General features: G+C 65.6%; 23 protein-coding genes and 1 pseudogene. 5 read left to right on the top strand and 19 right to left on the bottom strand.

Annotation, left to right across the window (positions count from 1 at the left end; genetic code table 11):
• Positions 1 to 150: 150 nt before the first annotated feature.
• Positions 151 to 414, bottom strand: coding sequence for a hypothetical protein (locus FBY36_RS21155; RefSeq protein WP_442858248.1), 264 nt, complete (start codon positions 412 to 414; stop codon positions 151 to 153).
• A gap of 149 nt (positions 415 to 563) precedes the next feature.
• On the opposite strand from FBY36_RS21155, the pseudogene FBY36_RS21085 reads away from it, so the two are divergent.
• Together FBY36_RS21085 and FBY36_RS21080 are read left to right on the top strand one after the other, a co-directional pair.
• A pseudogene (locus tag FBY36_RS21085) lies at positions 564 to 659 on the top strand (HNH endonuclease signature motif containing protein); the annotation flags it as partial.
• 219 nt (positions 660 to 878) lie between these two features.
• Positions 879 to 1,022, top strand: a complete 144-nt coding sequence (locus FBY36_RS21080) for a hypothetical protein (RefSeq protein ID WP_327436705.1) — start codon at positions 879 to 881, stop codon at positions 1,020 to 1,022.
• Positions 1,023 to 1,096: 74 nt separating this feature from the next.
• Here the strand turns inward: FBY36_RS21080 and FBY36_RS16310 are convergent, their stop codons facing one another.
• Positions 1,097 to 2,278 carry a helix-turn-helix transcriptional regulator gene (locus FBY36_RS16310; RefSeq protein WP_142121068.1) on the bottom strand — a complete coding sequence of 394 codons (1,182 nt, stop codon included), beginning with the start codon at positions 2,276 to 2,278 and terminating at the stop codon, positions 1,097 to 1,099.
• A gap of 138 nt (positions 2,279 to 2,416) precedes the next feature.
• On the opposite strand from FBY36_RS16310, the gene FBY36_RS16305 reads away from it, so the two are divergent.
• The gene (locus FBY36_RS16305) at positions 2,417 to 2,698 is read left to right on the top strand and encodes a hypothetical protein (protein ID WP_142121066.1); all 282 of its coding nucleotides are present in this window, start codon (positions 2,417 to 2,419) and stop codon (positions 2,696 to 2,698) included.
• Between the two features lie 30 nt (positions 2,699 to 2,728).
• Here FBY36_RS16305 and FBY36_RS16300 read toward each other — a convergent pair whose 3' ends face one another.
• The 10 genes from FBY36_RS16300 to truB form a co-directional block, all read right to left on the bottom strand.
• Positions 2,729 to 3,220 (bottom strand): DUF1579 family protein, encoded by a 492-nt coding sequence (locus tag FBY36_RS16300; RefSeq protein ID WP_142122681.1) that lies wholly within the window; start codon positions 3,218 to 3,220, stop codon positions 2,729 to 2,731.
• Positions 3,221 to 3,367: 147 nt separating this feature from the next.
• The gene (locus FBY36_RS16295) at positions 3,368 to 4,711 is read right to left on the bottom strand and encodes a M16 family metallopeptidase (RefSeq protein ID WP_142121063.1); all 1,344 of its coding nucleotides are present in this window, start codon (positions 4,709 to 4,711) and stop codon (positions 3,368 to 3,370) included.
• Between the two features lie 112 nt (positions 4,712 to 4,823).
• On the bottom strand, positions 4,824 to 7,085 hold the full coding sequence (locus FBY36_RS16290; RefSeq protein WP_142122680.1) for a polyribonucleotide nucleotidyltransferase: 2,262 nt from the start codon (positions 7,083 to 7,085) through the stop codon (positions 4,824 to 4,826).
• 240 nt (positions 7,086 to 7,325) lie between these two features.
• Complete coding sequence (gene rpsO / locus FBY36_RS16285; protein ID WP_043452786.1) at positions 7,326 to 7,595, bottom strand: 30S ribosomal protein S15; 270 nt, start codon at positions 7,593 to 7,595, stop codon at positions 7,326 to 7,328.
• A 186-nt stretch (positions 7,596 to 7,781) separates the two neighbouring features.
• A complete protein-coding gene (locus tag FBY36_RS16280; RefSeq protein ID WP_142121061.1) occupies positions 7,782 to 9,041 on the bottom strand; it encodes a kynureninase in 1,260 nt (419 codons plus the stop codon).
• Entirely contained in the window at positions 9,038 to 9,892 is an 855-nt protein-coding gene (gene kynA / locus FBY36_RS16275) for a tryptophan 2,3-dioxygenase (RefSeq protein ID WP_142121058.1), read from the bottom strand. Before kynA ends, FBY36_RS16280 begins: the two co-directional genes overlap by 4 nt.
• 54 nt (positions 9,893 to 9,946) lie before the next feature.
• Positions 9,947 to 10,930 carry a bifunctional riboflavin kinase/FAD synthetase gene (locus tag FBY36_RS16270; protein WP_142121056.1) on the bottom strand — a complete coding sequence of 328 codons (984 nt, stop codon included), beginning with the start codon at positions 10,928 to 10,930 and terminating at the stop codon, positions 9,947 to 9,949.
• 131 nt (positions 10,931 to 11,061) lie between these two features.
• Positions 11,062 to 11,526, bottom strand: a complete 465-nt coding sequence (locus FBY36_RS16265; protein ID WP_142121054.1) for a hypothetical protein — start codon at positions 11,524 to 11,526, stop codon at positions 11,062 to 11,064.
• A 19-nt stretch (positions 11,527 to 11,545) separates the two neighbouring features.
• Positions 11,546 to 11,899: a hypothetical protein gene (locus FBY36_RS16260; protein ID WP_142121052.1), complete on the bottom strand. Its 354-nt coding sequence runs from the start codon at positions 11,897 to 11,899 to the stop codon at positions 11,546 to 11,548.
• 3 nt (positions 11,900 to 11,902) lie between these two features.
• Entirely contained in the window at positions 11,903 to 12,835 is a 933-nt protein-coding gene (gene truB, locus FBY36_RS16255; RefSeq protein WP_142121049.1) for a tRNA pseudouridine(55) synthase TruB, read from the bottom strand.
• Between the two features lie 102 nt (positions 12,836 to 12,937).
• On the opposite strand from truB, the gene FBY36_RS16250 reads away from it, so the two are divergent.
• Positions 12,938 to 14,095: a pyridoxal phosphate-dependent aminotransferase gene (locus FBY36_RS16250; RefSeq protein WP_200830518.1), complete on the top strand. Its 1,158-nt coding sequence runs from the start codon at positions 12,938 to 12,940 to the stop codon at positions 14,093 to 14,095.
• 36 nt (positions 14,096 to 14,131) lie between these two features.
• Here the strand turns inward: FBY36_RS16250 and trxA are convergent, their stop codons facing one another.
• Together trxA and FBY36_RS16240 are read right to left on the bottom strand one after the other, a co-directional pair.
• Positions 14,132 to 14,569 carry a thioredoxin gene (gene trxA / locus FBY36_RS16245; protein WP_142121045.1) on the bottom strand — a complete coding sequence of 146 codons (438 nt, stop codon included), beginning with the start codon at positions 14,567 to 14,569 and terminating at the stop codon, positions 14,132 to 14,134.
• Positions 14,570 to 14,571: 2 nt separating this feature from the next.
• Positions 14,572 to 15,111, bottom strand: a complete 540-nt coding sequence (locus FBY36_RS16240) for a nucleoside deaminase (RefSeq protein ID WP_235008872.1) — start codon at positions 15,109 to 15,111, stop codon at positions 14,572 to 14,574.
• 176 nt (positions 15,112 to 15,287) lie between these two features.
• Here FBY36_RS16240 and FBY36_RS16235 point away from each other — a divergent pair, with 176 nt between their 5' ends.
• On the top strand, positions 15,288 to 16,415 hold the full coding sequence (locus FBY36_RS16235; RefSeq protein ID WP_142121043.1) for a ScyD/ScyE family protein: 1,128 nt from the start codon (positions 15,288 to 15,290) through the stop codon (positions 16,413 to 16,415).
• 72 nt (positions 16,416 to 16,487) lie between these two features.
• Here the strand turns inward: FBY36_RS16235 and rbfA are convergent, their stop codons facing one another.
• From rbfA to rimP, 5 genes are all read right to left on the bottom strand, one after another.
• Positions 16,488 to 16,997, bottom strand: coding sequence for a 30S ribosome-binding factor RbfA (gene rbfA / locus FBY36_RS16230; RefSeq protein WP_142121041.1), 510 nt, complete (start codon positions 16,995 to 16,997; stop codon positions 16,488 to 16,490).
• Positions 16,998 to 17,240: 243 nt separating this feature from the next.
• The gene (gene infB / locus FBY36_RS16225; RefSeq protein WP_142121039.1) at positions 17,241 to 20,171 is read right to left on the bottom strand and encodes a translation initiation factor IF-2; all 2,931 of its coding nucleotides are present in this window, start codon (positions 20,169 to 20,171) and stop codon (positions 17,241 to 17,243) included.
• A gap of 152 nt (positions 20,172 to 20,323) precedes the next feature.
• A complete protein-coding gene (locus FBY36_RS16220) occupies positions 20,324 to 20,671 on the bottom strand; it encodes a YlxR family protein (RefSeq protein WP_056338423.1) in 348 nt (115 codons plus the stop codon).
• A 179-nt stretch (positions 20,672 to 20,850) separates the two neighbouring features.
• Positions 20,851 to 21,831 carry a transcription termination factor NusA gene (nusA, locus tag FBY36_RS16215; protein WP_142121037.1) on the bottom strand — a complete coding sequence of 327 codons (981 nt, stop codon included), beginning with the start codon at positions 21,829 to 21,831 and terminating at the stop codon, positions 20,851 to 20,853.
• Positions 21,831 to 22,442: a ribosome maturation factor RimP gene (rimP, locus tag FBY36_RS16210; RefSeq protein ID WP_142121036.1), complete on the bottom strand. Its 612-nt coding sequence runs from the start codon at positions 22,440 to 22,442 to the stop codon at positions 21,831 to 21,833. Before rimP ends, nusA begins: the two co-directional genes overlap by 1 nt.
• Positions 22,443 to 22,489 lie beyond the last annotated feature (47 nt).

Here is a 22,489-nt window from a genome sequence, read left to right as displayed (position 1 = left end):
CCGGACCGCGACGGCATGGCCTGGATCTCGCTCCGCCTCCCCGGGCACACCGCTTCGGCGATCTGGAACCGCACCACCGCCACCGCCCGCGGCCTCCAAGGCCCCGACGAACCCCGCACCATCACCCAACTCCGCCCCGACATCGCAGCATCACTGCTCCTCGGCGCAAGCCTGCTTGCTAACAGAGACACCACCAATGCCGCTGACGCCGCCGCGGGCTCCGAGACCAGCAGCGCTACGGGCGCCGGGAACACCACGAGTCCCCAAATCGCTTTGGGTGCAGGCAGCCCGGCCGGCGCGGCGGGCCTCATGGAGATAGGCAAGGTCCCCGCCCCGCGGGCCGACGTGCTGGTCATGGTCCCGGTGTTCTCCCTCTTCGGCATCACGGACGAACCCGCAGAGCTGGACGGCCACGGCCCCATCCCGGCCTCCATGGCACGCAAACTCGTCGCGGACGGGGCGGACTCGTTCTACCGGGTCCTGATCGACCCCCGCGACGGCGCGCCCTTGGAGATTGGCCGCACGCGCTACCGCTCACGGAGACCATCAAACAGTGGATCCGGATGCGGGACGGCAAATGCAGCTTCCCTGGCTGCAGCAACCGCACCCCTGACAACGAGAGCGACCACCTCACCGCCTGGGAAAACGGCGGCACCACCGGCACCAGCAACCTGGCACAACTCTGCCCAAAACATCACCGGCTCAAGCACGCCCGGCCATGGATCCCCGACCGCGCAACCCACAACGGACCGCCCGGCTGGACCTCACCCACAGGCCGCCACTACAAACCCGAACACCCAGACCCCAACCCGACCCACTGGCCACCAGGAATCCTGGAATCACTAGCCGAGATCCCGGACTGGCTGGACTTACCAGAGGTGCCATGTGGAGAGCCACCCGATGACCGCTTCATTGACCCGGACGAACTCTCACTGGCCGATCCGCTGTGGGACGACTTCTACGCCATGCCATTCCGCCTGCCGCCGGATCCAGAAACGAACTGGCAGATGCTGCTGACATGAATATTCCTGCTGAACCCTGCGCTGGCAACACTGGTGGTCCACTGTCCACCGTCCGTCGTTCCAAGCAGCCATTGTTACCCCCGTGAGCCGGTTCCGAGCGCCATGGCCATTAATGCCGCCCGGCTGTGGACTCCGCAGTTCAGGAAAATCTGCTTGAACTGGTCCTGGACCGTGTATGGCGTCACTCCCTGGGCCTCCGCCATGGTTACTGTGTCCGCACCGGCGGCAGCCAACCACAACAGCTGCCTCTGCCGCGGCGTAAGGCTGAATGCACGTGCAAAGACTTCCACCCGGTCGGAAGGCATACAGCCCTGAATGGTAACGGCGAGCGGCGGTGTCGAACCCTCTGCGGCAGGAGCAATCCTGTTGGCTCGGAGCAGGACCCATTCGCCAGTACCAATATGTACCCTGCTCTCCGCATCATGGCGGTCCACTCCGGCTTCCCTCGCGAGCAACTGCGCAGCAACATTCAGCACCTCGGCCGGAACGTGGTGATGCGGAATGGGACCGGGCTGCAACAGATGGAGCCACTCGTTGACCGATTCAGTCCGGCCAACGACGGCGAGATCTTCGTTCAGGGTCAGGACACCCTGCTCAGGCAATTCCTGCCTCCCGGTATACGGCCCAGGGACCAGGTCCTGTCCAGAAGGTGCACCGGGCAGCGCCGAGTCACCTTTCTGGGAAGCCAGTTCCAGCCCAACCATAACCTCCGGCATGGTTCCTGCATGGAACTGCCAGGCCACGGAACGACGCAATCCCGGTGTCAGTGCCGCTGCCAGCTCAGCCAGGTAAGTGGTTTCTTCTTCCGTGAAGTCGCCTGTCTCTCCCGTCCGCCAGAGATCAAGCCAGGCCCAGCACCCGTGCTGGTCGGCGAAGACGACTGACAGCACGTCCCGAACGTCGTAGCGATTCAGCACTCCCCTCCACAACAGGCTGCGGGCAGGATCACCCTGGGTTGCGCGCTGGAGGCTCAGTGCGGGGACTGAAGAAGCCATCAACCCGGTCCAGCGCGCCGGAGGGGAAAGGTACTTGAGGCGGATGAGTGCTGGCAGTTCCTCCGGGCAGGGAATCCTGGCCCGAGGTGCCATGCCTACCGTCGTACGGGGGTCGCAAAGAGGCCAGACAAATGCGTCGAAGGGCACCATGGTGCCCACTTCCGTGAGCACGGTTTTTCGGAGAGCCTGGTGGTCCCGGATGGATCCAGCAAGAACCCGGATGCGTTCAAGGCTTCGGGCCATCGCCCAGGCCCTCTTCATTCCCCCAGTATGCTCCCGCCGGCACCACTGGACCCGACGCGCCCGCCGCCAGATTTCTGGGATACCGGCCAGGGACCGTGCCGTCTATGTTGGCGACGTGGGCAGCGCCCACGTCGCCGGACGAGTGAGGAGACTCCGATGTACACCCTGCAGATCGAACACACCATCACGGACTTCCAAACCTGGAAGACCGCTTTTGACCGCGACCCGGTCAACAGGGCGGCTTCGGGGGTGCTCTCCCATCGGATTGGCCAACCAGTCGGGGACCCGCACTACATTGTGGTTGAGCTGGACTTCGCGGATTTGGACAAGGCGGAGCGATTGCTCTCGAACCTGCGCGAACACGTGTGGCATTCCCCTGCCAACGCCCCTGCGCTGGCCGGTGCGCCCAGGACTCGCATCATCAAGTCCGCGGCTTGACCTGGACGCTGACATAAGCCGCAGCTTCGGTCAGACCCGGTGGAACTCTGAGCGCATGAACGGCTTGTAGGGCGAAGCCTTGCCGTTGGTAGCAGCGTCAGGGGCGTCGCCGCCGTCGTCCTTGCCTACCACATGCAACTCGGTGACGTGGGTCAGGACGTTTCCCTCGATTTTGATGGAATGGCGTGTCCACCCGGCGTCGCTGCGGCGTTCAACCCGCAGGACGCCGTTGCGCCACGTGCAGCGGGCGGCGCTGCCTGGCGGCGCACCGGTGCTGTCGACGTAATACCAGAGCACATCGTTGCGGACCGGATCAACCGTGAAAATGCCGTGGCCTTCGAAGTGGCTCCCGTCCGGCTCAACGTGCCGGTAGCTCTGCACTACACCGAGGCCTCCCGCCACCTGGTGGTAGGTCACCTCCGCGTCCACGCTGTGCTCCGGTCCCCAGGGACCGGAAGCCACGTGCGTGCGGCCCCGCCAGTGACCCGGCAGGTCAGATAAGGCTGGATGTGTGCGCTCCACAGTTGGCCCGTTCACCGTTCCGCCACCTCCTGCCGAAGATCATTCTTCCCTCAGGATGGGCTCTGCAGGGCCGTGACGCCAGTGGCCCGTGGGAGCAGTGCCCACCGCAGCGCTGTCCACGGCAGCCGCATCCTGCGTCGCCGGACGCTAAAGCCCGAAGGTCTCCGTCTCGTCGAACGGACCTACGACAGTGATGGTCCGCGGCGCGGCAGCGAGTTCGGCTGCAAGTTCCTGGACCTGTTCGGTGGTGACGGCTTTGATCAGCCGCAGGGTTTCATCGATGTCCTGGTATTCACCGGACACCAGTTCGGCGCGGCCCAGCCGGGACATCCGGGAGCCGGTGTCCTCCAGTGCCAGGACAATTCCGCCGCCGAGTTGCCCCACGGCCTTGCGGAGTTCGTCGTCGGAAATTCCGTGTTCGGCGAGCTTGTCGAGCTCGATACCAAGCAGGTCCACCACCTGCCGGACCTTCGACGGGGTGCAGCCGGCGTACATTCCAAAATAGCCGGCGTCGGCGTAGGACGACGCAAAGGAGTAGGTGGAGTACACCAGTCCACGCTTCTCGCGGACCTCCTGGAACAGCCGGGAGGACATGCCGCCACCGAGGACCGCGTTCAGGACACTCATGACGTAGCGCCGTTCGTCGGTGGCAACGATCGTGGGGCATCCCATAATGATGTTTGCCTGCTCCACGGCGCGCTTGACCACGTGCAGGCCGGCAGTTCCCGTGATCAGGGCACGCTCGGTGGAACGCCGCTGCACCGGCGCGGCGTCGGCCTCCAGGGACCACCCGGCGGTCTGCAGGGCATCCACCACCAGTCCGCACACCAAATCGTGGTCCAGGCCGCCAGCAGCGGTGATCACCAGTTCTTCAGGCTTGTAGTACCGGCGGTAGTGCTCCCACACTGAATCGCGGGCCACGGCCTTGATGGCGGCCGGGGTGCCGCCAATCGGCCGCCCAAGGGGGTGGCTGCCGAGGACCGCGGCGACGAAGTGCTCATGCGCCACATCCGTGGGGTCATCGCTGTCCATCGCGATTTCCTCAAGGATGACGTCCCGTTCCTGCTCCATCTCGTCAGGATCCAGCACGGCCCCGGTGATCATGTCCGCAATGACGTCGATGGCCATGGGGAGGTCGGAGTCCAGGACGCGGGCAAAGTAGCAGGTGCTTTCCTTGGCTGTTGCCGCGTTTGATTCGCCCCCCACCTCATCAAAGGCAGAGGCGATTTCCAGGGCCGTCCGGCGCCTGGTGCCCTTGAACAGCAGGTGCTCCAGGAAGTGGGTGGAGCCGTGCTGGCCGGGCGCCTCGTCCCGGGACCCCACGCCCACCCAGAACCCGATAGTTGCCGACCGCTGGCCGGGCATCGCCTCCGTGAGTACCCGCACTCCCCCTGGCAGCACTGAACGCCGGACCTCGGACCCGCCGTCGGAGCCATGGACCAGGGTGTCGCCGGCGTGGTTCTGCTCAAGCGGCAGGGGTACAACAGTCATTGATGCCTTTCAGGACGGGCAGCCGGATCTGGCTGCCATCGTAACAGCGGCGGGACCGGTGGATCATCCACCGGTCCCGCCGATTCGTGCTTATGCCGGGAAGCCCGGGCTGTTAGACCTCAGCGCCTTCAGCGGGCTCCGTGGTGTGGGCGCGTTCGGTGTCGGCCTCCGCGCCTTCTTCCTCGGCAACCACCGGAGCGAGCGAGAGCTTTCCACGGTCATCGATCTTGGTGATTTCCACCTGGACCTTCTGGCCCACCGAAACAACGTCGTCGACGTTGTCCACGCGCTTGCCATTGGCCAGCTTGCGGAGCTCGGAGATGTGCAGGAGGCCGTCCTTGCCCGGGGTCAGCGACACGAAGGCACCGAATGTGGTGGTCTTGACGACCGTACCCAGGTAACGCTCGCCGATTTCGGGGACCTGCGGGTTGGCGATGGCGTTGATGGCGGAGCGTGCTGCGTCTGCAGACGGACCGTTCGTGGCGCCAATGTAGACCGTGCCGTCGTCCTCGATGGAGATGTCCGCGCCGGTGTCCTCCTGGATCTGGTTGATCATCTTGCCCTTGGGGCCGATGACCTCGCCGATCTTGTCCACGGGGATCTTGACGGCGATGACGCGCGGTGCGAACTCGGAGAGCTCGTCCGGGGTGTCGATGGCCGAGTTGAGGACCTCGAGGATGTGCAGGCGGGCCTCGCGGGCCTGCTTCAGCGCTGCTGCCAGCACTGAAGCGGGGATGCCGTCGAGCTTGGTGTCCAGCTGGATGGCCGTGACGAACTCAGCGGTACCGGCAACCTTGAAGTCCATGTCACCGAAGGCGTCTTCGGCGCCGAGGATGTCGGTCAGTGCCGCGTAGCGGGTCTGACCGTCAACCTGGTCGGAAACCAGGCCCATGGCGATGCCGGCGACGGCGGCCTTCAGGGGCACACCGGCGTTCAGCAGGGACAGGGTGGAGGCGCAAACGGAACCCATCGACGTCGAACCGTTGGAGCTGAGAGCCTCAGACACCTGGCGGATGGCGTACGGGAATTCCTCGCGGGACGGCAGTACGGGCACCAGGGCGCGCTCTGCCAGGGCACCGTGGCCGATTTCGCGGCGCTTGGGCGAGCCCACGCGGCCGGTCTCACCGGTGGAGTACGGCGGGAAGTTGTAATTGTGCATGTAGCGCTTGCGGGTGACGGGCGACAGCGAGTCGATCTGCTGTTCCATCTTGAGCATGTTCAGCGTGGTGACACCCATGATCTGGGTCTCGCCGCGCTCGAAGATGGCCGAACCGTGAACGCGGGGCAGGACCTCAACCTCTGCGGTGAGCTGGCGGATGTCCGTCAGGCCACGGCCGTCGATACGGATCTGGTCCTTGAGGATGCGCTGGCGCACCACGTGCTTGGTAACCGAGCGGAAGGCTGCGGACAGTTCCTTCTCGCGGCCTTCGAACTGGCCGGCCAGGTTGGCGAGGACCTCGTCCTTGAGCGCGTCGGAAGCGTTGTCGCGTTCCTGCTTGTCGGCGATTTGGAAGACAGCGGCAAGCTTTTCGGCGGCGGCGGATTCGACGGCGGCGTAAGCGTCGTCCTCGTAGTCCAGGAAGACCGGGAACTCGACAGTGGGCTTTGCAGCGCGTGCGGCCAGATCGGCCTGGGCGTCGCAGAGTGCCTTGATGAACGGCTTGGCAGCCTCGAGGCCCTCGGCCACAACCTCTTCGGTGGGGGCGGTGGCGCCCTGTTCCTTGATGAGGTTCCAGGAGTTGTCGGTTGCTTCGGCCTCAACCATCATGATGGCGACGTCGTCACCTGCAACGCGGCCGGCAACAACCATGTTGAACACGGAGTTTTCCAGCTGCGAGTGCTTGGGGAAGGCAACCCACTGCGATCCGTTTTCGTCATTGACCAGGGCAACGCGGACGCCGCCGATGGGGCCGGAGAACGGAAGGCCGGACAGCTGGGTGGACATCGAGGAGGCGTTGATTGCCACCACGTCGTACAGCTCGTCGGGGTTGATGGCCAGGACGGTGACCACGATCTGGACCTCGTTGCGCAGGCCCTTGATGAAGGCGGGACGCAGCGGGCGGTCCATCAGGCGGCAGGCCAGGATGGCTTCGGTGGACGGGCGGCCTTCACGGCGGAAGAACGAGCCCGGGATGCGGCCGGCAGCGTACATGCGCTCTTCGACGTCGACCGTCAGCGGGAAGAAGTCAAAGCCTTCACGCGGGTGCTTGCCGGCAGTGGTGGCGGACAGCAGTGCGGTGTCATCGTCGATGTACACCATGGCTGCGCCGGCTGCCTGCTTGGCAAGGCGGCCGGTTTCGAAGCGGATTACGCGCTTGCCGAAACGGCCATTGTCAATGACTGCTTCCGAGAACTGGATTTCGGGACCCTCCAAGAGAGTCACCTCCGTTTCTGTTTGACGGAAGTCCAGCCGCATCAACCCGGCCAGCATCTGTCTACTGGCCCTGCACCCGGTCATCGATCGAGACCCACGGGCCGCCGGCTTCAGTCAACGAAGCCGCTCCCGGGGATCACTACCGAGGACCGCGAATGCGTGATGCGGTTGATCCTCCTGTTTAGTTTTTATTTGAAGAAGGCGGCCCGTTCCGGAAGGAAAGGGCCGCCCGAAGCCAGACTAGCGGCGCAGGCCGAGGCGCTCGATGAGCGAACGGTAGCGGGCGATGTCAGTCTTCTTGAGGTAGCTCAGCATACGCTTGCGACGACCAACCATGGCCAGCAGACCGCGCTGGGTGTGGTAGTCGTGCTTGTGCTCCTTCATGTGCTCAGTCAGATCCTTGATCCGCTGGGTCAGGACAGCAACCTGGACCTCCGGTGAACCGGTGTCGCCTTCGGCGGTTGCGTATTCCTTGATGATGGACTGCTTTACAGCGGCGTCAAGTGCCACAATAACTCCTAGAAAATGTGCCGTGAGGGCCCAGGTCAGAAAATCACTGCCGGGTCTGCCGGGTACGCCTTGATCCGGCGAACCGGAGCAGGTGGACTGCAACAGGAACCAGCCGCCACGGACTGCAGCCGGATCCATCGTCCAGTTTACCGGCCCCGGCCTAACCTTGTCGAAACAGCGCGCTCCTCAGCCCTGGAGCCCGTCCCTGATGGCCGCCATGCCTTGGAGGACTTCCGTGAAACTGGTGCTTAAGGGCGACAATCCCACCCGTATGCCGTGCGGAGAGCGGAAGTCCGGGATTACGTCCCCTTCCCAGAGTGCTTCCACGGTGGCCTTGGTGAAATCGGGATGATCCACCGTGATGTGGCCTCCGCGCTCCCCCGGGTCCCGCGGGGACGCCAGTTCTGCACCCAGCGGGGCCAGCCAGGCGTCGAAGACGTCCACCGCGAACGCGGTCAGCGCCAGGGACTTCTCCCGGATGGCAGCCATGGTGGCTTCTTCGATGAGGTCCAGGGTGCCCTGCATGGCGATCATGCCGAATATGGCGGGGGTGCCGCTGAGGAAGCCGCGGATGCCGGCGGCCGGTTCATAACCGGCGGCCATTTCGAAGGCGTCCTTGCGCCCCATCCATCCCCAGATGGGCTGGTTCAGCGAGGGCAGGTGCCGGGCATTGACGTAGGCGAAGGCAGGCGATCCGGGGCCGCCGTTGAGGTACTTGTAGGTGCAGCCGGCAGCGAAGTCCACCTCCGCGCCGTCCAGGTCGATCTCCACCGACCCCGCCGAATGGCAAAGATCCCACACCACCAGGGCACCGGCGTCGTGCACTGCCGCGGTGATCGCGGGCAGGTCGGCCAGGTGGCCGGAGCGGTACGCGATCTGGCTGAGAAGGACGACGGCGGTCCGCGGCCCGGTTTCCTGGCGCACCTGCTCAAGGGTCACCCCGGCCGCCGGGTCGGGCTCGATCCAGCGGAGGGTCAGGCCTTCCTCGAGGGCAATCCCCTCCACCAGGTAGCGGTCGGTGGGGAAGTTTTCGGTGTCCAGCACCAGCTCGTTGCGGTCGGGGTCCTGCACCGCGGCAAGGGCTGCGCGGATCAGCTTGTAGAGGACCACTGTGGTGGAATCGGCAATGATGGTCTGCCCCGGCGCTGCCCCGAGGACGGCGCGGCCCAGCTGGTCCCCGATGGCCTGCGGCATGCTGAGCCACTTTTCGTCCCAGCCGCGGATCAGGCGGCCGCCCCATTCGTCGCGGATGAACGAGGCGACGTCGTCGGCCGTGCGCTTCAGCGGCCTGCCCAGGGAGTTGCCGTCAAGGTAGGACAGGGGCGTGTCCGCGCCGATGAACTGGTCCCGGCAGCGGGCCAGGGGGTCCCGGCGGTCCAGCTCTTCGGCCCGCGCGCGGAGTTCGTCGGCGGTCACCCTGGTGGGGTTTTCCTGGTGGATGCTCATTGTCCGATCTCCGTCCTGACAGCGAATAGTTCCGGGAAGAACGTCAGTTCCAGTGCCTTCTGCAGGAAGGTGACGCCGCTGGATCCCCCGGTGCCTGTCTTCATCCCGATGGTCCGCTGGACGGTGCGCAGGTGCCGGAACCGCCAGAGCTGGAAGTTGTCCTCCAGGTCCACCAGTTCCTCGCACGCCTCGTAGGCCGCCCAGTTGTCCGCCGCGTTCTCATAGATGTGCTTGAAGAGCGGGACCAGTTCCGGGGCGAACTCGTGCGCCCGGGTTACATCCCGGTCCAGGACCGAACGGGGCACGTCGAAACCCTTGCGGGCGAGGTAGGCCAGGAATTCGTCGTAGATGCTGGGTGCGGCAAGCAGTTCCTCCAGCATGGCGTGCGCTTCGGGGTCGGATTCGAAGACCGGAAGCATCTTGCGGTTCTTGTTGCCCAAAACGAATTCGACGGCTCGGTACTGGGCGGACTGGAACCCCGACGAGTTGCCGAGGAACCCGCGGAACTGCGAATACTCGGTGGGGGTAAGGGTAGCCAGGACGGACCACTGCTCAGTGAGGGTCTTCTGGATGTGCTTCACCCGGGCAATGCCCTTGAGCGCCGAACCGAGATCGTCCTCCCGGAGCCAGGCGGCCGCGCTCCGCAGCTCGTGCAGGACCAGTTTGAGCCACAGCTCCGTGGTCTGGTGCTGGATGATGAACAGGAGCTCATCGTGGTGTTCGGGCTGGCTGACCGGCTGCTGGGCGCTGAGCAGCGTGGGAAGCTGCAGGTAGGAGGCGTAGCTCATCCGCGAGCTGAAGTCGCGGACGATCCCCTTATCCAGCTTGCGGGTGTTCTTTTCGACGGACACGTGCTGCCTTTCGTTGTGCTCACCCGGTTGCTGAAGCTCCGGCGGATGCTGGAATCAGCGGCCGCCGAGGAGTTGGTGGGCCTGGGCCACATCCAGCCGCATTTGTTCCACCAGGGCCTCAGGGCCACGATAGGCCACCATGCCGCGAAGCCGCGCCACGAATTCAACAATCACTGTCTGGCCATACAGATCGAAGTCCTCCACGGCCTCCTTGGGCCTGTCGATCACGTGCGCTTCAACCTGGCGGCTCACGCCGTCGAACGTGGGATTGGACCCTACTGAGATCGCTGCCGGCCACCGCGTTCCGGCCTGGTCCACCAGCCAGCCGGCGTAGATGCCGTCTGTGGGAATCAGCCCTGAGGCGTTCGAAGAGAGGTTGGCCGTGGGGAAGCCGAGAGCCCGGCCGCGGGCAGCCCCGTGGACCACCTCGCCGCGCATCCTGTGCGGGCGGCCCAGGACGGAGGCGGCGGTGGCGACGTCGCCCTCCTGCAGGGCTTCGCGCACCCAGGTGGAGGAACAGCGCCGGTCCGTGCCGTCGTCGTCATGCAGGGGGTAGCCCTCGGCACCGAACTCGCTGATGACCTGGACGTCGAAGCCGAACTTGTCGCCCAGCGCCTTCATGGTGTCCAGGTCGCCGGAGTTGCCCCGTCCAAAGCGGGCGTCGTGGCCGATGACCACGTGGCTGGCGTGCAGGCAGTCCACCAGGTACTGCTCCACGAATTCCTCTGCGGTGAGGCTGGCGAGGTCCAGCGAGTACTTGACCACCAGGATGGCGTCCAGTCCCAGTTCGCCCAGCGCCTCCAGCTTGTCGTCCAGGCCCATGATCAGCTCCGGGGCGGCCTCGGGCCGGTGGATAAGCGCGGGGTGGGGGTCGAACGTCACGGCAACAGCCTTGGCGCGGGAGAGGCGGGCCGAACGGATCAGCTGGGACAGAACCTGCTGGTGGCCGCGGTGGACACCGTCAAAGTTGCCGAAAGTGACAACCGATGGGCCGAAATCCGCCGGGACATCGGACGGATCGTTCCAGATGTAAACCATCACCCTCGCCTTAAGCTGCCTGCATCGACGTTCCGGAACCATGCCGGCCGCGGAACTCTTCAAGATTACCCGGATTCATTGTGCTGCCCTTGACACTCGGACGCCCCGGCGCCACCGCGGTTGCTTTGGCTTCACCGGGAAGCCTGTGCGCGCGGTCCAGCCGCCGAAGGCCGGCGCCGGTAGAGCCACACCAGGCCAAGGATGGGCAGCAGCAGCGGGATGAAACCGTAGCCGCGGCCAAACAGGGACCACACCGTCTCGTGCGGGAACTGCACGGAATCCAGGATGCTCAGGGTCCCCACCACCAGGACCCCCAACAGTTCAACCAGCACTGCGGCAAGGGAGACCTTGAACCAGGTGCTGCCGGCCTTGGCCAGTGACACTGTGGCCACCACGTAGACCAGGGCGGCGAAGGCGGAGAGCAGGTAGGCCAGTGGAGCCTCGGAGAACTTAGTGAGGATCTGGTAGCCGGCACGGGCGGTGGCCGAGATGGCGAAGACCCCGTACACGGCGATCAGGAGGCGGCCGGGGCCGGTGTTGCGGGTATTGCGGACGGCTGCCTCACCGGTGGCCGCCTGGGCCTGCTTGTCTTTCATTCCTGCTGCTTCTTCCACTTCAGTACCAGATCTGGTTCATTCGGGCAGCCATGACGAGTGCCGTGACGCCGACTGCGGCGAGGACAAAATTGCTCCACCGTGTGCGCTCCAGGATGGACCAGTAGATCGCTGCCGGCGGCAGGAGCATGGCGGTGGCCATATATCCCCAGAACTCCCATGCCTCGCCGGCAATGGGTTCGCCGGCAATAACCCTGACGATGGAACCCACCAGGTACACCACCAAGGCCACTTCCACTGCAACGACGGAGAGGATGGTGGCATCGTTGGGCGCCTTCTTCAGGACCCCCGCACCCAGGCATAGCAGCGTGGACACCAGGCCGACGACGAGGATGATCCAAAAATACGCGTCCACGCTTTAGGCCTCCGCTGCGGTTGCGGCAGCGCCGGAGGCGGGGGCGAAGACGAGCACCGGCTTGGCGTAGCTGCCGGCGTCGGCAAGAAGGGCCACCAGGCTTCCGTCGGGGGCGAAGGCAGCGGCGGGATGTTCGGCGGTGGCAGCACCGGGAGCGCCGGCGGCGGCCCCGGCAGCAATGCGCCGCCCGAAGGAGATCTCAGTGGCTTCCTCGGCGCTGAGTTCGCGGTTGGGCATCAGCGCGCGCGCAGCCTGCGACATTTCAAGGACGTTGAACTCTTCGGCCAGCTGTTCAAGAGTGCGCGCCTGATCGAGGGAATAGGGGCCCACGTGGGTCCTGCGGAGGACGGTGAGGTGGCCTCCCACGCCGAGGGCATTGCCAAGGTCCCTGGCCAGGGCGCGGATGTACGTACCGGAGGAGCATTCGACCGTGACGTCGAGGTCAACCACATCCGCCTCGGGGTTTCGCGAAATGGCGTGCACCTCGAACCGGTGGATGGTGACGGGGCGTGAGGCCAGCTTCACATCCTCACCCGACCGCACGCGCGCATAGGCGCGTTCGCCGTTCACTTTGATGGCGCTGACGCTGCTGGGCACCTGCTGGATGTCGCCCGTGAGGGCCGCGACGCCGTCGAAAATTGCCTGCTCGCTGACGCCGGACGTGCCGGTGGTGGCAGTGACCTCCCCTTCCGCGTCATCGGTGACGGTGGACTGGCCCAGCCGGATTGTGGCGGTGTAGGTCTTTGAGGTGCCCACGATGTAGGTGAGCAAGCGCGTTGCCTTGTTGATGCCGATCACCAGGACGCCGGTGGCCATCGGGTCCAGGGTTCCTGCGTGCCCCACTTTCCGGGTCCCTGCGAGGCGCCGCATCCGGCCAACCACATCATGGCTGGTCCATCCCTGCGGCTTGTCCACTATCACCAGTCCAGAAAGCACGCCTCCCAGTATATCGGCGCTGGTAGGCCCGCCTGCCCACCCACTGCGGCCCGTCACGGCACGCTCGGCGGCAGTCCCGCAGGGACGGCTAGGATGGCTGGCATGCCTGAGCTTGCCGCCCATGTCCGCGACGTGCCCGTCAACCAGATCCGCGAGATCACCGAGGCTGCGTGGCGTACCCCCGGCGCCATCATATTGAGCATCGGGGAGCCCGGCTTTCCGCTCCCCCGCCACGTCCTGGATGCAGGCATCGCCTGCCTGGACCGCGACGAAACCAACTACACGCCCAACGCCGGGATTCCCGCCCTCCGTGAGGCGTTCGCTGCCAGGTTCCGGGAAGAACAGGGAGTCGACGTCGGCGCCGACCGCGTCTATGTGGTGTCCGGCGCGCAACAGGGCCTGCACTTCGCCATGAGCCTACTGCTGTCCCCCGGCGACGAAATCCTGATCCCCAACCCGGGCTATCCCACCTTTGCCATGACCAGCCGGCTGCTCAATGCCGTCCCCGTGGGCTATCCGCTGCACCCCGAATACGGCTTCCAGCCGCGGGTAGCCGATGTGGAGGCGCTGATCACCAGCCGCACCCGGGTGCTGGTCCTCAACTCCCCCTCCAACCCGCTCGGCGCCGTGCTTGGTGAAGAAGTGGTCCGGGAACTGATGGATTTGGCCCGTCGGCACGACATCTGGGTGGTCTCGGACGAGTGCTACGAGGCGTTCACCTACGATGTGCCCCACGTCAGCCCGGCAAGGTTCGACGGCGGCACCGCGGCGGATGCGCGCGTGTTCACGTCGCTGACACTGTCCAAGACCTACGGCCTGACCGGGCTGCGCATCGGCGCCCTGGTCTGCCCGCCAGGGCTCAAACAGAAGATGGACAACGTCATGGAATCGATCGTCTCGTGCGTGGCCTCTGCGCCGCAGTATGCGGCGCTGGCGGCGCTGACCGGGCCCCAGGACTACGTCCGGCACGCCCACCAGCACTACCGGGAGAACCGGGACGCCGCCTCTGCGGTGCTGGCAGCGAAGGGGATCCGGTACCTTCCGGCGCAGGGCGCGTTCTACCTGTGGGCTGATATGTCCCATGTGAGCGGCGGGGATGTGCGGGCCTGGGTTCGGCGTTTTCTCGCAGACTCCGGCGTGGCGCTGGCTCCGGGGACCGCTTTCGGCTCCATTGGCGAGGGGTGGGTCCGGATCGCGCTGTGCGGCCGGAAACAGGATCTGCTGGATGGGCTGTCCCGGCTTCCGGACGCCCGGCCGTAGACGGCTGGTGCCGGGTTTCGAGCGCTCCGTTTCCAGCTAGCTGCGGGCGCCGGCGAGGGCCTTGTCCAGCCAGGAACGGAGGACCTCCGCCGGTGCGGCGCCGGCCTGGCGCGCTGCCACCTTTCCGTCAACAAGCACCATCAAGGTGGGAATGGCCTGCACATCGAACCGCTGCGACAGGCCGGGAGACGTATCCACATCCACCTTCACCAGCTTGATCTTCCCGGGCCGTTCCCTGGCCAGCTTGTCCAGGACCGGGCTGACCATCCGGCAGGGTCCGCACCACGCCGCCCAGAAGTCGACCAACACCGGAACCGGGGATTGCTCCGCCACGGCCGCGAAGTCGCTGTCGCCTGCGGATACGATCCAGGGCAGGTCCGCCTTGCAGTTGCCGCAGCGCGGGTGGCCCGAAGCCCTGGCCGGAACCCGGTTGGTCTTGCCGCAGGCCGGGCAGCTCAAGAGTGTGGGTTCCATGACTAATATTCCTTCCTGCTGTCAAAGGCGCGCCACGCCTGGAAGGGGACGTCCGACGTCGGGATGTCACCCTTGGTGACCGGCATCAGCTCCGGCGCCGCGCCACTGAAGTAGTCATAGAAGAGCGCGTCATCGAAGCCTGCCGCCGCGGCCCCGTGCCGGTCTGCTGCGTAGTAGACGCGGCCGATCCTGGCCCACAAGGCGGACGCCAGGCACATGGGGCACGGCTCGCAGCTTGCGTAGAGGACCGAACCGGCCAGGTCGAAATCGGATGTAGCCGCGGCCGCCGCCCGGATGGCCACCACTTCCGCATGGGCGGTGGGATCGTTATCCCTGGTCACCCTGTTGACTCCGGTATGGACGCGTCCGTCAGGCGTCACCACCACCGCACCGAATGGCCCGCCGCCCTCAGCGACGTTGTGCGTGGCCAGTTCCACGGCCTGTTCAAGGTATTGAGCCTGTCCGGGATGGTGGGCAGATTCGGGGTGCTGAGCAGATTCGGGGTGCTGCAAGCCCCTGTTGCCGTGGTCTGCGGACGTCATAGCACGATCCTAGCCACAGGTGCCCCGTTGGGGGACGAAATTGGGGCCAGAAAGGGGGGATGCCCCCAACGACTACCCGCTGGTAGGGGCCTACGCTTGCGCCCGGGGGATAACATCCGCCTCTTCGGAGGCTTCATATCCAGCCCGCAAGGGCATCTCGCACCCCGGAGAATCCAATGAAACGAAAAATAACCTTTATCGGCTGCTTGGCCGCTGCCATGGTGGTCCAGACGGGCCCGGCGTTTGCTTCCAGCCACGACCCTGATTACGAAGTCATGGCCACAGGCCTCGTCTCGCCCCTCCACCTCGCCGTAGGGGACGGCGAAACCGTTCGCGTCAGCCAGGATTTCGCTGGAATCCTCACGCGCGTCGAGCACGACGGGGACCGCAAGGACGTCTACACCGCGGAGAAGGGCTGGGAGGTCGCCGGAGCTGAAACACGCGGCGACACCACGTACTTCCTGGAGAGCATCGGTGCCGGACAAGGTGATCCTGCCGCACTCCACAGCCACCTGAAGTCCATCGACTCCAACGGCGATGTGGACAAAATCGCCAGCCTCGCCGACTACGAGCGGAGTGTCAATCCCGACCGCAAGCAGCACTATGGCTTCGGGGATGATGTCAGCCAGCAATGCCTGACCGAAGCCGGAGCACCGAAGGACGCCCCGCCGGCTCAGTACACAGGGGACATCGACTCCCACCCCTACGCCTTGGCCCTCTGGAAAGATACGGCCTACGTCGCTGACGCAGGCGCAAACGCCGTCCTCAAGGTCGATCTTGACTCCGGCCGCATTTCTACAGTGGCAGTCCTTCCGCCCCGACCGGCGAAGCTGACAGAGGATGTTGCGGATCATTTTGGTGCACCTGCGTGTGCCGGATTCACGTATGCCTTCGAGCCTGTTCCCACCGACGTGGAGATAGGTCCGGACGGCTGGCTGTACGTGTCATCGCTCCCTGGCGGAGAACCGGGCTCGCTCGGTGCCCGCGGTGCCATCTTCAAGATCAATCCCTGGACCGGCGAGACGAAACTGTGGCAGGACCACATCCTCACGCCTACGGGGCTGGCCGTGACCGACAAGGGTGATGTGTATGTCGCATCCCTGTTCGGCGGGGAAATCCTGAAGTTCAACTCCGAGGGCGATCGATCGCATTTCCTGACAGTGAACATGCCTGCCGATGTTGAGTTCAGGGGCGGGGACGTCTTCGCAACGGTGGATGCCCTGGTAGGCGTGTCGGATCCTGAGGGGCCCTCCGCTCCCATGGCGGAGCCCGGTGGACGCCTGATCGAGGTGGACCTCCACTAAGGCCACAACAACAAAACGGCAGGACCCACATTGGGTCCTGCCGTTTTCATGCCGCTGGGCTGTTGCTGATGACTACTTGTTGCCGTCCTCGTCGAGGTCCTCATCATCGGAGAGGTCCAGGTCCTCTTCGTCGAAGTCGTCCTCGTCAATGTCCACTTCCGCCACGGCGTCGGACTTGTACGGGTCCGCATCGCCGGCGTGCCGGGCGTTGGCAGCCAGGGCAGCAACCTCGGCATCCCGCTTCTTGGCCTCGCGCAGCAGTTCCTCCAGGTTGGAGGCATTGACCGGAATCTGGTCGGCCACGAACTCAAGGGTGGGGGTCAGGCGCACAGTAATGTTGCGTCCAACTTCCTGCCGGAGCACACCCTTGGCCTTCTCAAGCCCCTTGGCAGCATCAGCCTGGACAGCCTGGTCGCCGAAGACAGTGTAATAAACGGTGGCATGCTGCAGATCATTGGTCACGCGGGCATCAGTAACAGTAATGCCCTCCAGCCGGGGATCCTTGACCTTCCGGCCCAGAGCCTCAGCAACAACAACCTTAATCCGCTGCGCCAACTTGGCAGCACGTGCCGGATCAGCCATGAACAACTCCTATAAAAAGAAAAATTTGGGACGTACGACGGCGGCACAGGAGCTGCCTCGAACGTTTCAGTTATGTGCCACGGACCAAGGCGAGCCAACGACGGACCCGGCGGGATTTTCTCCGGCGGCCCGGGAGTGGCATCGGGCCTGCCGGAGCTGGGCGGCGCGGGATCGAAGATCCCAAGCCGCCCAGCGAAGGGGCGGGGCCGCCGGAAAAATTCCGACGGCCCCACAACAGACAGACTAGACGCGCGGCTTCTCGCGCATCTCGAAGGTCTCGATGATGTCGCCTTCGGTGATGTCGTTGTACGACCCAAGACCGATACCACATTCGAAGTCCGTGCGGACCTCGGTGGCGTCGTCCTTGAAGCGCTTAAGCGTCTCAACGGTGAGGTTGTCACCGATGATCTTGCCGTCGCGGCTGATCCGTGCCTTGGTGTTACGGCGGATGATGCCCGAGCGGACGATCGAGCCGGCGATGTTTCCGAACTTGGAGGAGCGGAAGACTTCGCGGACCTCGGCGGTGCCGAGCTGGACTTCTTCGTATTCCGGCTTGAGCATGCCCTTGAGCGCTGCCTCGATGTCATCGATTGCTGCGTAGATGACGGAGTAGAAGCGCATGTCCACGCCTTCGCGGTCTGCCAGTTCGGCAACCCGCTCGGCGGGCTTGACGTTGAAGCCGATGATGACGGCGGAGTCCACCGTTGCCAGGTTGACATCGTTCTGGGTGATGGCACCCACACCGCGGTGGATGACGCGCAGCTGCACGCCTTCCCCGACATCGATCTTGAGCAGCGCGTCTTCGAGGGCTTCCACGGCACCGGACACGTCACCCTTGAGGATGAGGTTGAGGGTGTCGATCTTGCCTTCGGCGACGGCCTGGTCGAAGTCTTCCAGGCTGATGCGCTTGCGGCGCTTGGCCAGGGCGGCGTTGCGGTCGGCGGCTTCGCGCTTCTCGGCGATCTGGCGGGCGGTGCGCTCGTCAGCGGTCACGAAGAAGGTGTCACCGGCGCGCGGCACGTTGGACAGACCCAGCACCTGGACGGGGCGGGACGGGCCGGCCTCGGTCAGGGCGCTGCCGTCGTCGTCGAACATCGCACGGACACGGCCGTGGGCCGTGCCTGCAACGATGGTGTCGCCGACGCGCAGCGTACCGGACTGCACCAGGACGGTGGCAACGGCACCGCGACCCTTGTCCAGGTTGGCTTCGATCGCAATACCGCGGGCGTCCTTGTTCGGGTTGGCGCGCATGTCCAGGGCGGCGTCCGCGGTGAGCAGGACGGCCTCGAGCAGCTCGTCGATGTTGAGGTTCTGGCGGGCAGAGACCTCCACGAACATGGTGTCGCCACCGTATTCCTCGGGAACCAGGCCGTATTCGGTCAGCTGGCCGCGGACCTTCTCCGGGTTGGCGCCTTCCTTGTCGATCTTGTTCACTGCCACGACGATCGGCACGTTGGCCGCCTGGGCGTGGTTGAGCGCTTCAACGGTCTGCGGCATGACGCCGTCGTCCGCTGCGACCACCAGGATGGCGATGTCGGTGACCTTCGCACCACGGGCACGCATGGCGGTGAACGCCTCGTGACCCGGGGTATCGATGAAGGTGATCTTGCGGTCGTCGCCTTCGTGGTTGTGCGTGACCTGGTAGGCACCGATGTGCTGCGTGATGCCGCCGTGTTCGCCGGCCATGACGTCGGACTTGCGGATGGCATCGAGCAGGCGGGTCTTACCGTGGTCGACGTGGCCCATGACGGTGACAACCGGAGGACGTGCCTCGAGTTGCTCGTCGCCTTCGGCTTCCAGCTCGGCATCGAAGTCGATGTCGAACCCGGAGAGCAGCTCGCGCTCCTCGTCTTCCGGCGACACGACCTGGAGCTTGTAGCCCAGCTCCTCGCCCAGCAGCGCGAAGGTCTCCTCGTCCAGCGACTGCGTTGCCGTGGCCATTTCACCAAGGTGGAACAGCACGGTCACCAGTGCGGCCGGGTTTGCCTCGATCTTGTCGGCGAAGTCCGTGATGGACGAACCACGGCGGAGCCGGATGACGGTGTTGCCGTCGCCGCGGGGTACGCTCACGCCACCCAGCGACGGGGCACTCATCTGCTCAAGTTCCTGGCGCTTGGCGCGCTTGGACTTGCGCTGCTTGCCACGGCCTGCGCCGCCCTTGCCGAAGGCACCCTGGGTGCCGCCGCGGCCGCGGCCGCCCTTGCCGAAGCCACCACCGGCGGGAGCACCGCCGCCGGCACCGGGACCTCCGGTGCCGGGTGCGCCGCCGGGGCGTCCGGGACCGCGGCCGCCGCCACCGGGACGGCCTGCACCTGCGGGTGCGGGACGCTCAGTGCGGTTGGGCATCATGCCGGGAGTAGGACGGGGACCTCCGGGGCGGGGTGCACCCGGACGGGGTCCGCCTGCACCGGCTGCGGGACGGGGTCCACCGGCACCGGCTGCGGGACGCGGCCCGCCGGGACGGGGCCCGCCTGCACCGGCTGCGGGACGGGGGCCGCCGGGCCGGTCGCCGTCGTTACGGCTGCCACCGGGACGGGGCATGCCCTGCGAGGTGGCGAAGGGGTTGTTGCCCGGACGGGGGGCGCGTTCACCGTCTCCGCCGCGGCCGCGGGGCATGCCCTGCGAGGTGGCGAAGGGGTTGTTACCCGGGCGGGGACCGCCGGGACGGGGGCCGGACGCACCCGGTGCGGATCCACCCGGACGGGTGGACGGAGCCGGGGTGTCGGCCTTGGGCGCCGGGCGTGCACCGGGCTTGGCACCGGTGGACGGAGCACCCGAGGTGGGCGCAGCCGAGGACGGAGCCGCAGGGGCGGCAGGCGCGGCGGCCGGCGTGGCCGGTGCCTCTGCCTGTGCGGGCGCGGAGGGGGCAGCGGGAGCCTGTGCCTGTGCCTTGGGGGCCGGAGCCTTGGGCGCAGCAGGGCCGGGAGCCGGTGCTGAAGGACGTGATTCTGCTGCGGGAGCAGGTGCCTTGGGCGCAGCGGCAGGCGCTGCGGCCGGTGCCGCTGACTTGGCAGCGGCGTCGGGGAAGGCGTTGCGCAGTTTACGCACAACGGGGGCCTCAATGGTGGAAGAGGCAGAGCGAACGAATTCGCCCAGTTCCTGCAGTTTTGTCACTGCATCTTTGGAAGTAATACCGAGCTCTTTGGCGAGCTCGTGTACGCGGACCTTGGCCACATTTCTCCTGTCTCGGTCCGCACCGAGCCAGGCACGAACCGTCTACTTCTTACTGCGGACCCCAGCCGCGACTACAGCGGAAGGGCCCATTGCAGAGCGCAACAAAGTTGTCATCGTTACGCACTCATCGCTGGGAACTCATCGGGTTTCCATCAGATTTCTGACCCGCTTTCAGGTTGGACGGTTGGTGTTGCAGCCACCGGGGCGGCGTCAACGTTCGGGCCTCGCGTGATCCAGTGTTCGACGGCGGCTGTTTCGGTTGCGCCGGGAAGGGCGCGTCCGAATGCTCGCCGCTTGACCGCAAGAGCCAGGCACGATTCGCTGGGGTGCAGCCATGCACCCCGGCCAGACATCCGGCGTCGTTCATCCACCAGGACAGCGGTTGACCCGCTGCCTTCGGCGACGAGCCGGAGCAACTGCGACCGCGGGCCCTTTTTCCGGCATCCGATGCAGGTACGTTCAGGCTGACTTCCGGTGGAAAGCACTTCTGCCACGGTCATCGTCCTGACGTTCATTCTGCTGGCCGCAGGTTTACCGCCTCCGCAGTCACGGAAACGAGCACGCCCAAGGCACACGGCTACCGGCCGTTAGGCGCGGTCCTGTCTATTCTAGCCCCTTTGGGCCGTTCTGCCCGAAACCGGGTGGCTGCCGCGTTGCGGAAGCCATCCCTCCGGGGACCTTACTTGTCGCGGGCCACCGCGGCGTCGGAGACGATGTCGATCCGCCAGCCGGTCAGCTTCGCCGCCAGCCGGGCGTTCTGGCCCTCCTTGCCGATGGCCAGGGACAGCTGGTAGTCAGGGACCACCACCCGGGCCGAACGCGTGGCTTCGTCCGTGATGGTGACGGAATTCACGCGCGACGGCGAGAGTGCGCTGGCGATGAAGGTGGCCGGGTTTTCGCTGAAGTCGACAATGTCGATCTTTTCGTCGTTCAACTCGGTCATGACTGCGCGGACGCGTGAGCCCATCTCACCGATGCAGGCACCCTTGGCGTTGATCCCCGGGGTGTTCGCCTTGACGGCAATCTTGGTGCGGTGGCCGGCTTCGCGGGCCAGGGCAACGATTTCCACCGAGTGGTCGGCGATCTCGGGTACTTCGAGTTCGAAGAGCTTGCGGACCAGGCCGGGGTGGGACCGGGAGAGCGTGACGGACGGACCCTTGGTGCCGCGGTGCACGTCGATGACCAGGGCGCGCAGCCGGTTGCCGTGGATGTACTTCTCACCGGGAACCTGCTCGGGCGGCGGCAGGAGGGCCTCGAGCGAGCCGAGGTTGACCTGGATCATGTGCGGGTTGTTGCCCTGCTGGATGGTGCCGGACACCAACTCGCCCTCGCGGCCCTTGAATTCGCCCAGGACGTTGTCGTCCTCAACATCGCGCAGGCGCTGCAGGATGATCTGGCGTGCGGTGCTGGCGGCGATCCGGCCAAACCCTTCCGGGGTGTGCTCGAATTCACCGATGGGGGCGCCGTCGTCGTCAATCTCCACAGCCCAAATGGTGACGTGCCCGCTCTTGCGGTCCAGCTCGGCGCGCGCTTTCTCGAAGGCGCCGGGTGACTTGTGGTATGCCACCAGGAGCGCCTGCTCGATGGTGGGGATCAGGAGGTCCAGCGGGATTTCACGCTCACGCTCCAAAAGTCTCAGTGCGCTCATGTCAATATCCATCAGGCCTCCTCAGAAGGTCCATTGTGTTCAGGTTCCAGACCATCCTCGGGGAGGTGGCTGAATTCGATCTCGACTTTTCCGTTGCGGATCCTGTCGAAAGGAAGTTTTAAGGGTTCGCCCTGGCGGGGCTTCATGCCCTTCTTGACGGCGACCTCGGGGACCAGGGTGACTCCCCCATCGTCCACGGACTGGATGCGTCCGGTGATGTTCTCGCCCTGGATGACGTTCACCTTGGCCATCCGGCCCCGGGCGCGGTACCAGTGCCGGGGCTCCGTTAAGGGGCGTCCGACGCCGGGTGAGGACACTTCGAGGTCATAGGGACGGCCGTCGTCGTTGGGATCGTTGTCCAGCACATCCGAGAGCACCCTGGAGATGTCCGCAATGACGTCCAGGCTGACCCCTCCGCTTTCCTCCTGGGGGAGGTCCACCACTACGTGGACCACGCGGTGCGAGCCGGGGATGATGGCCACGTCCTCCAGGTACAGGCGGTTGGCCTGGACGGCGGGTTCCAGGAGGGCCCGCAGCCGGGCAGCTTCGGGGTTGTGGGCCGGCGCGGATCCGCTTCCCGTACCGGTATGGTCTGGTGAAGCCGTGGCTTCTGCATTGCTCACGATGCCGGCCGCCTCCCTATAGATGATGTGGTGTTTACTAGCGTAGC

Origin of the sequence: Arthrobacter sp. SLBN-122 (genome assembly GCF_006715165.1) — a bacterium.
Taxonomy (GTDB): Bacteria; Actinomycetota; Actinomycetes; order Actinomycetales; family Micrococcaceae; genus Arthrobacter.
The sequence above is the reverse complement of the archived record's forward strand: the minus strand, read 5'-3'. Positions and strand labels throughout refer to the sequence as shown.